Below are 14,157 nucleotides of genomic sequence, written 5' to 3'. Positions count from 1 at the left end.
GAAACACTATGGCCGAACCCGGCAGTACCTCTTTATTCATGACCACCGCCGCAGGCATCGGTCTGTCCTCGATCTTTCCTGGGATCGATGGCAATGCCTTAATCGGTGCCTTTGCCGGTGCCACCTTGGTGGCTATTACCAGCAAGAATTTGCCGCTGTTGCAGCGACTGGTCTATATGGTCATTTCGCTGGCGATTGGTTATCTGGCCGCGCCGGAAGTCATGAACAACACGCCACTTAAACAATCCGGGGTCGCTGCCTTCTTAGCCTCGGCAGCGGTGATCGCGCTGACTCTGCATGGTATCGATCTGATCAAATCCATCGCATTACCGGAATGGTTACGCAAGGGGAACCGCCATGATTGATACCGTGCAACAAGTCGTGACTGCTATCGCGTTGTGCTGTTATGGCGCGGCGTGCGGGCAACTGCTGTGCTATCGGCGCGGTTTGGCGAACTACCGGATCCACCTATCGTCGCTGGCATGGTTGCTGATTGCCCTGACCGGTAGTTGTGCCCTGGATATTCTGCTCGGGCACGCGCCGGTGTCGCTGGCGCAAGCCGGACTGGCGTTTGCCTTATGCATCATCGTGTGCCGTGCCAGGGGCAATGTCGCCCACCTTTTGAAAGATCCGTATGGCTATCTCGACTGACCACCTCACTGAACACTTTACGCTGACAGAATTCGTGCGCAGCGACACCGCCCGCACCCTCGGCATCGACAACACGCCACCGCCAGCCATCGCCGTGAATCTACGGCGTCTGGCCAAGTTTGATGAGCTGGTCCGGCTCGAACTGGGCGGTGCGGCGATGCGCATTTCAAGCGGATTTCGCTGCACGGCATTGAACCGGGCGGTCGGCGGCGCACGCAACAGCGCGCATCTCGACGGGTTAGCCAATGATTTTACGGCAGTCGAATTCGGCACGCCGCTGGCGATCTGTCGCAAGCTCGAACACTCCTATTTACAGTTCGATCAACTGATCTACGAACGCGCCGGGTCCGCAGTCTGGGTCCATCTGGGTATTGCGGCCGAAGGGGTGACACCACGGCGTCAGGTATTGACCATCGATCACAAAGGGACAAGGGCCGGGTTATGGAGCTGATCGTTAAAATTCTCGTTGGTGTGCTGTTAATGGGTAGCATGGCAACCGTCATTGTTAGTCAACGCGCCAGCCTGATCACCGTCAAGGAACAGGCCGCTCGCGCCGAACAAGGAGTGAATGAGCGTGACCGCCTCATCGCCACCTTAAAAGCCGCCGACGTCAAACAGCGTCAGGCGACCATCAAACTACAAGCGGCGCGGGCCAGTATGGCCGTCACCTTGTCCGAACGTGAAATCCTGATTGACCAACTCCACCATGACCTCTCCATTCGCCCTTGGGCTGTTGCTCCTTTGCCTGACGCTATTGCCGGGCTGCGCCAGCGTCCCTCCCTCACCGGTGCCGACGCTTATCGTCAATGGCTGTCCGCCAGTCACCCGCTGCCAATTACCAGCAACGGCACCGACCACTAACGGCGCGTTGCACCTTGCGCTCGAACGCACCGAAGCCGCATGGGCCATGTGTGCGGCACAGGTCGACATGATTGTGGAGTGCCAACAGGAGATTAGCGATGTACAAACCAAACAGCCTTAAAGAGCATTTAATAACGGCCAATCCCGACCTGCGGCAGAATCCGGATAAGCTATTGATCTTTGCCGACCAAGGTAATGTCGTCGCCACCGGCACTGCATCGCTGTCGTATGAATACCGCTACAAATTGAACATCATCATCACCGACTACAGCGGCGATCCGGACGCGATCATGGTGCCGCTGCTGGCGTGGATTGCGCTCCACCAAAACGACTTACTCAATAATGCGGAACTCCGACGAACCGGGATCGGCTTTGACGTGGATTTTAATAATCATGAAACGATTGATCTGTCGCTCAAGCTGGACCTGACCGAACGCGTCATCGTCAAACGTGATGGCGGCAGACTTAATATAAGCCATCCACCCGAGTCACAACCCACACCCAACTACAGCGACGGCTTCTGGATCTTGTACCAAGGCGAGTCGTTATTGGCTGAATGGCATACACCTGCCCAACCCGCATGAGCGACGATCTGCAAGCGATTGAAGAGTGGGCTGGCGCACTGCTGTTAAAGCTCGCACCGGCCCAGCGCCGCGCCGTCAACAAACAGGTCGCGCAGGATTTACGTCGCAGTCAGGTGAAACGCATTGTCAGCCAGCAAACACCGGACGGCGAGGCCTATACGGCGCGCAAACAACGCAAGAACCTACGCGGCAAAAGCGGTCGCATCAAACGCCAAAAGGCCGCGATGTTTGCGAAGATACGCAAACAAAAAAGCCTCACAATTCAGCAGGATGAAAATCAGCTATCGGTCGGCTTCTTTGGACGCGTGGCGCGCATTGCACGGGTGCATCAGGAGGGACTGACGGACAAGGTATCCAAAAAAGGGCCGGAAGTCCGCTATGCGGCCCGGCCTTTGTTGGGATTTAGTGCTGAGGATCACGCGTTGATTCGGGATTCGGTGTTGCGTCAGTTAATCAATATTTAGTGTCAGTAAATTTTACACACTGTAAGGATTTTTTTAACGAATTAAATAAAATATCATACATATCAATGGGTTATACAAATGGCATTATTTTTGCTTACTGTCTAAGGAAATCAATCTGCCCTACTTAAACAGGAACAAAACCATGAAAATCAAGAACGCAGCATTTTTATTCATTCTAAGTTTGAGCACATTTTGCGCCCAAGCAACCGTCATCACTTTTGACGAAGCCCCCGCTGCTAGCGGTGTTGCTTATGCTGGCACAGCTGCAGCTGCATTTAGTCTTACCAATTTCGGGACAGTCGGTGGAAATAGCAAAGGTAACCCGGGAAACTGGGGTCTAGAGGGAACAAACGGTAGTCAATTTTTAGGATTCAATAGCAGCTATAGCGAGACCGTAACGTTTGCCTCTTCCGCAACAAACGTTTCTGCTGATTTTTCACGGTCGAATGGCTCCTCTAGCGAGACAATCCAGTTTAACGCATATGACGGCAACATTCTTGTAGACTCAGTTAGTGTGGCGCTTGGCGCAATTAATAATTGGACAACGCTATCTGTATCAAGCGCAGACATAACGAGCGTTACATGGACGGGGACTGGAAGCAGTTTTCATCCATATGGGGTAGACAATTTTAACTTCGTTACCAGTGCGGCCGTTCCTGAACCGACTAGCGTAGCGCTACTCGGCCTTGGTATTCTGGGCTTCGTTGCATCACGGCGCAAGTCAGCAATAAGCAAGAATACCTAAGCAGCCTAATCTTGTCGAAAACTGGCAAGTGCGCAATGCCGCTTAGTTAAGCATTCAAACGGCAAAAGGCCGCGATGTTTGCCAAGATACGCAAGCAAAAAAGCCTCAACATCCAGCAGGATGAAAATCAATTATCGCTGGGTTTCTTTGGACGCGTGGCGCGCATTGCGCGCGTGCATCAGGAGGGATTGACGGACAAGGTAACCAAAAAAGGGCCGGAAGTGCGCTATGCGGCCCGGCCTTTACTCGGTTTTAGTGCGGAAGATCATGCGTTAATTCGAGACTCGCTATTACGGCATTTAAGCGGTTTTTGAGGGAAACGATTTATGCCGCGCTGGCATGTAACTTGAGTCCGAGCGCCTTCATTACTTTCAGAATGGTACTAAATTCCGGATTCCCTTCACCGGAAAGCGCTTTATATAAGCTCTCCCGCGCCAACCCGGTATCCCGTGCGACCTGACTCATCCCCCGCGCACGAGCAATCGTCCCCAACGCGTGTGCAATGAAAGACGCATCGTCACCGGCTTCCTCCAGACACGCGTCAAAATAAGCAACGATATCCTCTTCGGTTTGCAGGTGTTCGGCAGAATCCCATTTATGTAGTGTGATGTTTTCCATAAGGTTCTCCTAAAGTAGTCGTGCGAGTTCGAGCGCAGTTTTAATGTCTTTGCTCTGTGTAGATTTATCGCCACCCGCGAGCAAAATCACGATCTCGCTACCACGTTGTACAAAATACACGCGGTAACCAGCACCCGTGTGGATACGCATTTCAGAAACCCCTTCGCCGATTGGCTCACAATCACCAAAATTACCCAATTCAGCACGATCAATACGCATTTGAACGCGCACTCTAACAGTTCTGTCTCGCAAGCTTACAAACCAGTGATCAAAAGTGGCAGTTGTCTGAATAGTCTTCATACACAACTGTATCCTATGAATTACATTTTGTCAAATTACTTTAAAGGACCGACTGATATTAAAACGCTTCTTTCAAAGAGCAACAATCTCCAATCGTGAGGACCAGCGTCATGCTAGTTCACTGCTGATAATGGATGCTGTTCAAGCTACAACCTGTTTTGGTGTTAGCGAGGTTGATATGGATTGAGGAGTGAGGCCGCAAATTCAAACGCATTTTTAAGCTGAGGACGGCTGCTGTGGGCCAGCGCCGCGTAAAGCTTTAACCGGTACTTAAAGGCGTCCCGATTCGCCGTTGCATCAGTGTTTAATGTTGTGGCGAAACAATCGCATGCCTCTTCAACGAGTGTTTTAATTTCTGCAGCGACGTTATGCCCGGCATCTGCCCGCCCGGCTAAGCGTTGCACTTTAAAAACAAAAAGACGGATTAAACTTTCATCGTGAGTTATTAACATGGGCACTCCAATCAAAAAAATATAAGCGGTCCTTTCGCTTTGCTTCTAAGACTTCGAATGATGTAATAATTTAGCATAAAATGCGCTCAAAACAATTATCAGTATGAAAATTACTCACAAGCAAAAGAGCGATACGCTACTGAAAGTAGCGTATCGACTTTGCTCCAGCGGATGCGCATAATCGTGCCTGCGGTGAAGCCACTGACCGCTCGCCTGAAAGGACAACATCAGGTCATTATTTCAAAAAAGCTGCCCTACAGACCATGCATCCCAGTTGGTAATTACCAGTTCCCGACTACTCTCCGGCTGGCCATGCACACTGCCCAAGCTATATTTAATATCCAGCCCCATCATCGTAAAGCCGTCAAACACCGCCCGGATATCCGGATGGTCGTTAATGCTAACCATGACTTTGCCCTTACAAGTGCGCATAAAATCCGCCATCTGCTGATACTCGTGGAAACCAAAGTCGACGCCATACCCTTCAGTCTGCCAGTACGGCGGATACAGATAAAAGAACGAATGCGGACGGTCATAGCGCGTCATACATTCCCGCCACGGCAGATTCTCCACATAGGTCCCGGTGTCACCGACGGTCGCCGATGAAAGGATTGAAGGTTCAATGGTTGTTTTTTTAACACATAGAAAAGAAGTATTTCTGTCTATTTCCATCGATTTCCGTCTATCAAAGCATCGGTATGACTAATTTAATCTTGTTATCTAAAATTCAATCTATCTATAGTGCGGGATTTAAGCGATCATAGGCAAAAATATAATTATTTATCACTAGCCAGTTCATGCGTGCCGGCATTGCGCCTCTGAGTTGCGGCCCTGTATTTGCGCCACTATTGCTGCCGATAACTCAAATACGGAGATTAGCCATCATGTATACCGGGCTCGCAACCGATCTGCCGTTGACCCCTTTTGATCGCGTCGATTCTTCACCAGCCATTCGTATGGCTACGCTAAGACAGCGAAAAATTGCACTGAGGATCTGCGCAGGGTTGATCCTCGTTACGTTGATTTTGCTTCCATTCGCGCAAATAAAATGGCCTAAAATTCCAGCGTTTCTGGCTACTTATCAGACCACGGTGATTGGCACCTACCTGATCACCGCTTATCAGATATACGGTCACTATAAGGCGACGCGATCAGTCGCTTTGCTGCATCTCAGCGCCGGATGTTTATATACTGCTGTTATATTGGTGCTGCAGTTTTTGTCGTTTCCGGGAATATTTATCGAGGGACGTGTGCTGTTCGGTGGCACGCAAACCAGTAGTTGGCTGTGGCTGTTTTGGCATGCCGGTCCTGCCATTGGTATCCTGGTTTTTGCCTGGAGCGAACTACGCCGTCCCAACCATGTCACCACGGATCACCAGCAATCGTTACGCCGCGCCTCCATTGTTTTGATCGCTGCCCTGGCTGCGAAGGTGGCAATGGTCACCATATTCCGCGATTTTCTTCCTGTTTTGGATACGAATGGTGACTATAGCGGCATTACCAGCACTGGCATTGCACCCGGGTTGCAGGTTTTGATTGTGCTGTCGCTGTTTTTTTTATGGCGAGCTTGTCGCTTCCGTAATGTCTTGCATGTGTGGCTTGGCACTGCTTTGATAGCGCTGTTATGCGATAACGCTATCACCATGGCGGGTAGCAGCCGCTTATCTTTGGGTTGGTACGCTGGTCGCTTCAGTGGCTTGATTTCTTCATCGGTGATGATGCTGGTCTACTTGAAAGAAATTAATCGTTCTCATCAACAAAGCATGCTGACGGTCGACAAATTAGGCGCGGATCAAACCCGGGCAGAAGTCGAATTGCAGCAATCTTATACGCAGCTGCGGCAACTATCGGACCATCAGGAAAAAGTAAAAGAGGATGAGCGAAAGCGTATCGCGCGTGAAATTCACGACGAATTGGGCAGCTTGCTAACTAGCATCAAAGCCAATGTTTCAGTCTCTAATGAACGTTCCATGTTGGCTGGTAATGCATCAGATCCACTCCTCAACGAGGCGGCGGCACAAGCCGATACAGCTATTGAAACCATGCGGCGGGTCATCGCCGATTTACGCCCTAGTGTGCTGGACCACCTTGGCGTATGGGCCGCGCTGGAGTGGCATGCCGACCAGATTCAGGCGAGTTCAGGATTGGAATGCAGATGCCACATTAATCAAAGCGCCGCGGATGTCGAGCTCGATCCAGAACGCAGCACCATGCTGTTTAGGATCGTGCAAGAATCGCTCACAAATGTGGTCCGCCACGCAGCGGCATCAAAGGTGACGATTGACGTGCGGTGCGAAGAAAACGTCATTATTGCTGAAGTCAGAGATGATGGAAAAGGCATCAAACCCCAACAATTACTCGGCGGTGAAGCGTGGGGTATTCTGGGTATGCACGAGCGCACACGTCAGTTTGGCGGTGAACTTAATATTGCAGGATCATCCCTCAACGGGACTGCAGTAATACTACATTTACCATTGACCTAGAAGACGCGCTGATCGCGTTTTAACAGTGCCAGCCAGTTGCTGTGAGGATGAGATCGGTTCATCTTGGCGACCGAAATAATCCCTCACAATATGCGATTCAAAAATATCAACCCATCGCTGCAAGATGCACGTCGCAGATCGATGGGCTGAAAACCATCTCAAAAATGTCGGAGAAAATTATACTGACATCCACGTCATCATCAACTGCCGTAAACTGATCGCGTTTCAAATGGATTGTATAAGAACAGCCAGGTTTCCGAAAGCGTTTGATCTTTAAGACGCAGATACAAACGCATATCAACAGGTTCCGGGCCTTCGACTGTCAGATCGAACTGGGCCCGCCAATGACCTGCTACGCCATCGGGAACCGCTTCGGTGAAGATATAAGAAAAGGTGCCACGCGATGAAGTTAGTACCGCTTCCGGCATTTCACCAAAGGCTAGTTTTTCTAGCGGCTCGCCCAAAAATTCAACCATAAATTTACGCACGTTTTTCGGCCGCGGTTGACCGGGTACGCCGCCATTGCCAAGGCGCGTCGCTACACAACGGGCAAGCGTGCTCGGAAATGGTTCGTCCTTCTGCCAATCCAATTTATAGCGCAGGCGATAACTGTTACCGGCAACCGCTTTGGCGCTGGGCACCCACATCGCTACAACGTTGTCGTGAATCTCATCATCGGTTGGAATTTCGATTAATTGCACTGTCCCTTGGCCCCAACCTTCTAACGGTTGCACCCAAAGGCTGGGACGGCGTTCGTAATGGACGCCATCTTGATAATGATCAAAATTGCGATCGCGCTGTAGCAGACCAAAACCACGCGGATTGGTGTCGCCAAAGGCTGAAGCGGTGGTTTGTCCGGGATTATTCAGTGGTCGCCAGATGTGTTCACCCGCCCCGCTCCATAACGCTAAACCATCGGAATCATGGACTTCAGGTCGCCAATCGGTCCCCGTCCCTTTTACTGATTCAGAAAACCAGTACATCGACGTCACTGGCGCGATGCCGAATCGGTCAATATCGCGCCGCAAAAATAAAGCGGTATCGATTTCCATGGTGACGCCTGCGCCGCGTTGCATAACGAATTTATACGCGCCACAGATACTTGGCCCATCCAGCATGGCATAGACGGTCACTGTGTCGCTGTTATCGTCCGGAACGGTGAAATAGAAATGGGTGAAGTTAGGAAATTCTTCTGACTTTCCGGCTTGTGCAACGTCGATGGCAATACCACGGGCAGATAAACCATATTGATAAAGGTCACCAATCGCGCGAAAATAAGAGGCACCGAGAAAAGCCACCCAGTCGTTCTTATGCCAGTCCAGCTTGTCCTGATCACCGCGCCGACTTTCCTGGAAACGAAAACCCGAAAACCCGCTGCCGCGCGGCAAATCTCGCGCCGGACTATCTACCGGCATATCGAAATAACTCTCGTCGTAGACAATCTCACGCGCCTTGGGAACCTTGCCACTGTCGTCGATGAGGTGCATGTGTACCGGCGACTGAAAAAAACGGCCAAGGTGAAAAAAAGTGACCGGGAATTGTCCAGGGCCTTCAGCAAACAAGGCGTAATCGGTTTTGTATTTTATTTTGCCGTGGGCTGCGTAATCGATTTTGTCGAGAATCGCACGCGGGGCGGTCGCTTGCGGTTTATACGGTGCTTGCGCTAACACTTTTGCTTGCGCGATGAGCGTATCAAAAGAAAAAGTTGATGCGGAGCCAAGCTTAACGCGATTGTCCGCAATGGCTTCCATCGGAACGCCGAGCGCTACAAGCGTGGCTGTGGCAGCGGCGGAATGGAGAAAAGTTCGGCGATTTATCATGGGCGGGGCAATCTCCAATAAATAGGGGAAGAATGGTCATGGGCTAACCGAAACAGATTGTGGTGCTAATGGACCGTATGGCCCTCCATTCTGTGTACGTATACCTAATATGACCGATAACGCGGACGCGGCGTAACGGCGCTCACTGATACTTTACAAAATGCAACTAGCGAAACCTTCATGCGTAACTTAGTCAGGCAAAAAAGAGAAACGTTCAGATGCGTCGGTCGGCTTAGCCCTGCGATCTTGCAAATGCGTCGGTAATCTACCTTTTTATAATCTATCTTTTATCTGCCTCTAAACGATGCGTCGCAAGAAACGCAAATCCACCCATCCGACCGCCGTTCCCACTGATCGCACCCACTTTTCTCAATCAGAAGAGCCCTGAGTTTGTCTTCCTGCGTCGTTCTATTACAAATCAACCATGAATTGCAAATCAACAACAAAATCAAGATTGATGACGCATCGACAATACGAGTACGATTATAATCACGGTTAGGCGAATCTTGGGACAAATCCGTGTTGCTCACTGACCGAAACACCTGCGACATTGCTATTCCTACCTAGGCTTCTGCGAGGTTAAATGTAAATAACTCTGATTCCCAGCTGCACTAATAATGCGTTTTTTTGGGCGATCAGCAACGATCATGCCTGACGGATTGCTTCCACTGTTTACAAGCGAATGGCACATCTGATATGACTACTTCGGAAACATCTCTCATTGATCCTGCAAATGAAAGCCTCAATACCAAACCGTTGCCTATCCCTTTTTGGCAGGCATTCACTTTTTGGTTGAAATTAGGTTTTATCAGCTTCGGTGGACCCGCAGGTCAAATTGCGATCATGCATCAGGAGTTGGTCGAAAACCGGCGATGGATCTCTGAGCGACGCTTCCTTCACGCCTTAAACTATTGCATGGTTTTACCAGGCCCAGAGGCGCAGCAGTTGGCGACCTATATCGGCTGGTTGATGCACCGCAAGTGGGGCGGCATCGTAGCGGGTGCATTATTTGTGCTGCCATCATTGGTGATCCTGATTGCGCTGTCGTGGTTGTATATTGCATTTGGCAGTCTGCCGCTGGTAGCTGGGTTGTTTTATGGCATTAAGCCGGCAGTGACCGCCATCGTCATCCAGGCGGCGTACCGCATTGGCTCGCGCGCACTTAAAAACAAGATACTTTGGGCAATTGCCGCAGCATCTTTTCTGGCGCTGTTGGTCCTCAACGTGCCGTTTCCTGCAATCATTTTGACAGCGGCAATAATCGGCTATTTCGGTGGTCGGATGGTACCGGATAAGTTCACGATGGGTGGTCATGGCAAAGCGGTAAAATCGTTTGGCGCAGCGCTCATTGACGACGATACGCCGACACCGGAACACGCACGGTTCAGTTGGCTTGGACTATGTCAGATAATCATCGTCGGTGCTTTATTGTGGGTGATCCCAATGGGCGCGCTAACCGCGATCTATGGCTGGCATCACACGTTGACGCAAATGGGCTGGTTCTTCACCAAGGCGGCGTTGCTGACATTCGGCGGTGCGTATGCCGTATTGCCGTATGTTTACCAAGGTGCCGTCAGCCACTATGGCTGGATGACATCAACGCAAATGATTGATGGCCTCGCACTGGGCGAGACCACGCCGGGGCCGCTAATCATGGTGGTGGCTTTTGTTGGTTTTGTGGGCGGCTATGTGAAAGCGCTGTTCGGTCCAGAATCGTTGTTTCTGGCCGGTGCGGTGGCGGCGTCACTGGTAACGTGGTTCACCTTCCTGCCCTCGTTCTTGTTCATCCTGGCCGGTGGCCCGCTGATTGAATCGACGCACGGCGACCTGAAATTTACCGCGCCGCTGACCGCCATCACGGCAGCTGTGGTGGGCGTGATTCTCAATCTTGCGGTGTTCTTCGGCTACCACGTGCTTTGGCCGCAAGGCTTTGGCGCACCGTTTGACTGGATATCGGCGTTGATCGCTCTGGCGGCAACGATTGCCTTATTTCGTTTCAAACGAAATGTCATTCACGTCATTGCTGCGTGTGCGGTGATTGGTCTATTGCTGAAAACGGTGATTTTATAAGGTCAGACGGGAAGCAATATTCCCGGCTGAGCTTATGCAGACGTGTTTCTTATGTGTTTTTCAGGAAAATAATTTTTCAGAACTCACCTGAAAACAGTTTACAAATCGAGTACCAACAACCGACTTTTAGGACGTGAAACGCAAGCCGTTAAATAGTTCTGATGCTCTTCGTCAGAGAGAATAAAGTCGCGATGGTCGACTTCCCCTTCCAGATAGCGCATTTTACAAGTACCGCACAATCCAGACTGACATGAGGTCTCCACCTCGATGCCATTATCAGCGAGTATTTCGATGATGCTTTTATCTTCCGACATGGCGAATAAGGCCCCGGTGCTGGCAATCTTCACAAAAGAGGTAGCCGATGTATCCGATAAGATCGCGGAATTCGCAGCGACAGCTTCCGACTTGACCGGTTCTGGGGCCTTAAAATGTTCAAAGTGAACTGCGTCACGCGGCCAATGCTGAGCGGCTTTTGCGCAAGCTGCCATGAAGCCCGCGGGGCCACAATAGTAAACGTGTGTGCCTTCAACATGTTCTTCCAACAGTTTAACGATATCTAAACCATCCCGTGGATTGCCGCCATCGAAGTGAAAAATGACCTTTCCCTTTTCAACCTGAGCAGCAAATTCTTCACGGAACGCGGCATGGTCTTCACCTTTGGCGCAATAGTGCAGTTCGTAATCCTCACCTGTGCTTTCCAGATAATGGGCCATCGCCTTTAATGGCGTCACTCCGATGCCACCCGCTAACAAAACATGTTTTTTTGCGTCGTTAATCAGGCCAAAATTATTTCTCGGGTAGCTGATCGATACCACATCTCGCACCCGTAGATTGTCGTGCATCAAGCGCGATCCACCGCGACCGATTTCCTCGCGTAGAACCGCAATAACGTACCGGTGACGTTCGATCGGATCGTTGCACAGCGAGTACTGCCGAATCACACCGCCCTCAAGATGCATATCGATATGCGCACCGGCGGTGACGGCTGGCAACATCTCTCCGGCAGGGTGTACCAATTCGAAGGAGTTAATGCCAACGGCCTCAAACCTGATCTGCCGGACAAGCAGCGACAAGGATGTTGGGGATGAACGCGTTTGTGATGGTATATCTTGCATTGTGGGCCTCGAGTCTCTAGTGTTTTTATGCTGCAATGCATCATTACGATTGGCTGATGCTATTCTTCTGGGCTTCATTTTGGATTTAATGACACCAACGATGAAAAGGATTGAAAGCGTATGAAAACCAAGCTTTTTCCTGATGATAAATCGTAAATCCCAGCCATTGATACGTCCAATGGTAATAATGTATGAACCCTATCTGGATTACAAATAAGGACATTCGGGACCAAACAAGAAATTTTGAAGTACACATTCGGATTTACAGATGAAGTTCATCCAAAAATTGAATTCGACATTTATAAGGCTGCCACGTATCGTTAGCTCAGGGACAAATGATCCCACCGAATAATGGTTGATTGAGGAGACAATTGATGGATACGAAAGTCGATAATGCGAAGCTGGTTGAATCTTCGAAGCCGAAGAAGCTCATCCCATACGGTGGCTACTTTACGAGCAAAACGCCAGGGCATGATCCAGAGCTGACCGAAACCGGGCCGGGTACGCCAATGGGCGAATACATGCGCACTTTCTGGCATCCGGTATGCATGTCGATGGAGTTGGGCGATACGCCAAAATTTATAAAAATTCTCAATGAAGAATTAGTGGCTTTCCGCGATAAGAGCGGTGCCATTGGCGTTCTGCACGCCCATTGCGTCCATCGCGGCGCGTCGCTGGAATACGGTGCCATTCAAGAACACGGCATTCGTTGCTGTTATCACGGCATGGTATTTGATGTTGATGGCACTTGCCTGCATGTTCCATATCCAAAGGGCGAAGAGAAAGAAGCCGCAAAATTTGCATGCTCGATTCAACAAGGTGCGTACAAAGCCTTCGAGCGCCACGGTCTCGTCTTTGCTTACATGGGCTCACCAGAAAAAGAACCACCGTTCCCTGAGTGGGAATCAAATTTCACCGTCCATGCGACCGATAAGCTAGTTCCTTACAGCAACTTCCAGCATTGCAACTGGTTGCAAGTTCAGGACAATGCTGCGGATAATTATCATCCGACAGCGCTGCATAATTCGTCTAACGTGGTGGATGAAAACTTTCAAGGCACTACTTTTAACGAAGTTGGTGCTGCGTCGATGGAAGTCGCGCCCGACATGCAATTTATTCCCATCCATGAGGGCCGTGGATTGGCATGCGCTGGTGCACGACGCGTAGACAAGGATCGTCTTTTCATTCGCGTACAACATCAAGCATTGCCCAATTTGAGCTTACATGCTTACACGTCAGAAGACGGTGCTGCCAAGAAATTGTTCAGCCGCTTTCATATCGTACGCTGGACTGTTCCAGTGGATGACGAAAACAGCAAGATGATCGGCTGGCGCGTGATGGGACCAAACATCGATACCCGCGGTATTGGTGATGAGCAAATGGTTGGTTACGAGACGATTGATTTTCTGGAAGGCCAGGTTGCGATGCGCCGTCCGGAACGTTTTGGAAAATACAAGCTGGAAGATTTCCCGCCGATTCCTCCAAACCATCGTGAACGCGATTGCTATAAAGACGCGCAACAAGCGCCTGGCGACTATGAAGCGATTATCAGTCAGCGTCCTATTGCTGTGCACGCGCTGGAAAATCCAACCAAGTTCGATGCTGGTGTCTTTATGTTCCGTAAGCTTTTGCGTGATGCTGTCCGAGGCACTAACCCGAAAGCCAGTGCAGAAAACTTCTACGACTGGCTACAATCCGTCAATGGCGCGCCAAATAGTTACTGTAGCGGTAATGTGATGGAAGTCGCAGAAGGCGCAACTATCGAAGAAGAAATCGCACAACGTCGCATGGTGACCAGAAAGATTGTTCAGATATTGACTGAGAGTGACAATCTGAAAGGTGATGTACGGACGCAGTTTGTGATGGAAGGCTTTGAGGCGCTGGAGCAATCGACCAAGAAGTAATTCCTGCAAAGGAAAATCGGCAAAGCGAAAGAGCAACTCTGCGCTCTTCGTCTTTCAATAAAGGGACAGCGTCAGGATCATCATCCTGAC

At 50.3% G+C, this 14,157-nt stretch carries 17 protein-coding genes and 1 pseudogene; 12 read left to right on the top strand and 6 right to left on the bottom strand.

Annotation, left to right across the window (positions count from 1 at the left end; genetic code table 11):
• The first annotated feature begins 8 nt into the window (after nucleotides 1–8).
• The 9 genes and pseudogenes from RGU75_RS10805 to RGU75_RS10765 form a co-directional block, all read left to right on the top strand.
• Nucleotides 9–365 (top strand): putative holin, encoded by a 357-nt coding sequence (locus RGU75_RS10805; protein WP_322235761.1) that lies wholly within the window; start codon nucleotides 9–11, stop codon nucleotides 363–365.
• Nucleotides 358–651 (top strand): phage holin family protein, encoded by a 294-nt coding sequence (locus RGU75_RS10800; protein ID WP_322235759.1) that lies wholly within the window; start codon nucleotides 358–360, stop codon nucleotides 649–651. Before RGU75_RS10805 ends, RGU75_RS10800 begins: the two co-directional genes overlap by 8 nt.
• Nucleotides 635–1,102, top strand: a complete 468-nt coding sequence (locus RGU75_RS10795) for a D-Ala-D-Ala carboxypeptidase family metallohydrolase (RefSeq protein WP_322235757.1) — start codon at nucleotides 635–637, stop codon at nucleotides 1,100–1,102. The genes RGU75_RS10800 and RGU75_RS10795 overlap by 17 nt, the downstream gene beginning before the upstream one ends.
• Nucleotides 1,093–1,512 (top strand): hypothetical protein, encoded by a 420-nt coding sequence (locus RGU75_RS10790; RefSeq protein ID WP_322240767.1) that lies wholly within the window; start codon nucleotides 1,093–1,095, stop codon nucleotides 1,510–1,512. Before RGU75_RS10795 ends, RGU75_RS10790 begins: the two co-directional genes overlap by 10 nt.
• Complete coding sequence (lysC, locus tag RGU75_RS10785) at nucleotides 1,406–1,633, top strand: Rz1-like lysis system protein LysC (RefSeq protein ID WP_322240441.1); 228 nt, start codon at nucleotides 1,406–1,408, stop codon at nucleotides 1,631–1,633. The genes RGU75_RS10790 and lysC overlap by 107 nt, the downstream gene beginning before the upstream one ends.
• Entirely contained in the window at nucleotides 1,611–2,096 is a 486-nt protein-coding gene (locus tag RGU75_RS10780) for a phage tail protein (RefSeq protein ID WP_322235754.1), read from the top strand. The genes lysC and RGU75_RS10780 overlap by 23 nt, the downstream gene beginning before the upstream one ends.
• The gene (locus RGU75_RS10775) at nucleotides 2,093–2,560 is read left to right on the top strand and encodes a phage virion morphogenesis protein (RefSeq protein ID WP_322235752.1); all 468 of its coding nucleotides are present in this window, start codon (nucleotides 2,093–2,095) and stop codon (nucleotides 2,558–2,560) included. Before RGU75_RS10780 ends, RGU75_RS10775 begins: the two co-directional genes overlap by 4 nt.
• Before the next feature lie 142 nt (nucleotides 2,561–2,702).
• Nucleotides 2,703–3,305, top strand: coding sequence for a PEP-CTERM sorting domain-containing protein (locus RGU75_RS10770; protein WP_322235750.1), 603 nt, complete (start codon nucleotides 2,703–2,705; stop codon nucleotides 3,303–3,305).
• A 71-nt stretch (nucleotides 3,306–3,376) separates the two neighbouring features.
• Nucleotides 3,377–3,619 (top strand): annotated as a pseudogene (locus RGU75_RS10765) (phage virion morphogenesis protein); the annotation flags it as partial.
• Between the two features lie 10 nt (nucleotides 3,620–3,629).
• On the opposite strand, the gene RGU75_RS10760 reads toward RGU75_RS10765, so the two are convergent.
• The 4 genes from RGU75_RS10760 to RGU75_RS10745 all read right to left on the bottom strand — a co-directional run bounded on the left by RGU75_RS10760 (nucleotide 3,630) and on the right by RGU75_RS10745 (nucleotide 5,347).
• Entirely contained in the window at nucleotides 3,630–3,923 is a 294-nt protein-coding gene (locus RGU75_RS10760; RefSeq protein WP_322235748.1) for an addiction module antidote protein, read from the bottom strand.
• Nucleotides 3,924–3,932: 9 nt separating this feature from the next.
• Nucleotides 3,933–4,223 carry a type II toxin-antitoxin system RelE/ParE family toxin gene (locus RGU75_RS10755; protein ID WP_322235746.1) on the bottom strand — a complete coding sequence of 97 codons (291 nt, stop codon included), beginning with the start codon at nucleotides 4,221–4,223 and terminating at the stop codon, nucleotides 3,933–3,935.
• Nucleotides 4,224–4,387: 164 nt separating this feature from the next.
• On the bottom strand, nucleotides 4,388–4,675 hold the full coding sequence (locus RGU75_RS10750) for a hypothetical protein (protein WP_322235744.1): 288 nt from the start codon (nucleotides 4,673–4,675) through the stop codon (nucleotides 4,388–4,390).
• A gap of 240 nt (nucleotides 4,676–4,915) precedes the next feature.
• Complete coding sequence (locus RGU75_RS10745; RefSeq protein ID WP_322235742.1) at nucleotides 4,916–5,347, bottom strand: hypothetical protein; 432 nt, start codon at nucleotides 5,345–5,347, stop codon at nucleotides 4,916–4,918.
• A gap of 212 nt (nucleotides 5,348–5,559) precedes the next feature.
• Between RGU75_RS10745 and RGU75_RS10740 the strand changes: the two genes are divergently transcribed.
• On the top strand, nucleotides 5,560–7,158 hold the full coding sequence (locus RGU75_RS10740) for a sensor histidine kinase (protein WP_322235740.1): 1,599 nt from the start codon (nucleotides 5,560–5,562) through the stop codon (nucleotides 7,156–7,158).
• 200 nt (nucleotides 7,159–7,358) lie between these two features.
• Here RGU75_RS10740 and RGU75_RS10735 read toward each other — a convergent pair whose 3' ends face one another.
• Nucleotides 7,359–8,978: a glucan biosynthesis protein D gene (locus RGU75_RS10735; RefSeq protein WP_322235738.1), complete on the bottom strand. Its 1,620-nt coding sequence runs from the start codon at nucleotides 8,976–8,978 to the stop codon at nucleotides 7,359–7,361.
• A gap of 696 nt (nucleotides 8,979–9,674) precedes the next feature.
• On the opposite strand from RGU75_RS10735, the gene chrA reads away from it, so the two are divergent.
• Entirely contained in the window at nucleotides 9,675–11,048 is a 1,374-nt protein-coding gene (gene chrA / locus RGU75_RS10730; RefSeq protein WP_322235736.1) for a chromate efflux transporter, read from the top strand.
• A gap of 98 nt (nucleotides 11,049–11,146) precedes the next feature.
• On the opposite strand, the gene RGU75_RS10725 is transcribed toward chrA, so the two are convergent.
• Nucleotides 11,147–12,163 (bottom strand): PDR/VanB family oxidoreductase, encoded by a 1,017-nt coding sequence (locus RGU75_RS10725; RefSeq protein WP_322235734.1) that lies wholly within the window; start codon nucleotides 12,161–12,163, stop codon nucleotides 11,147–11,149.
• Nucleotides 12,164–12,537: 374 nt separating this feature from the next.
• On the opposite strand from RGU75_RS10725, the gene RGU75_RS10720 reads away from it, so the two are divergent.
• Nucleotides 12,538–14,067 (top strand): Rieske 2Fe-2S domain-containing protein, encoded by a 1,530-nt coding sequence (locus RGU75_RS10720; protein ID WP_322235732.1) that lies wholly within the window; start codon nucleotides 12,538–12,540, stop codon nucleotides 14,065–14,067.
• Nucleotides 14,068–14,157 lie beyond the last annotated feature (90 nt).

The organism is Glaciimonas sp. CA11.2 (assembly GCF_034314045.1).
Classification (GTDB): Bacteria; Pseudomonadota; Gammaproteobacteria; order Burkholderiales; family Burkholderiaceae_D; genus Glaciimonas.
This window is presented reverse-complemented; position numbering and strand designations above follow the sequence as displayed.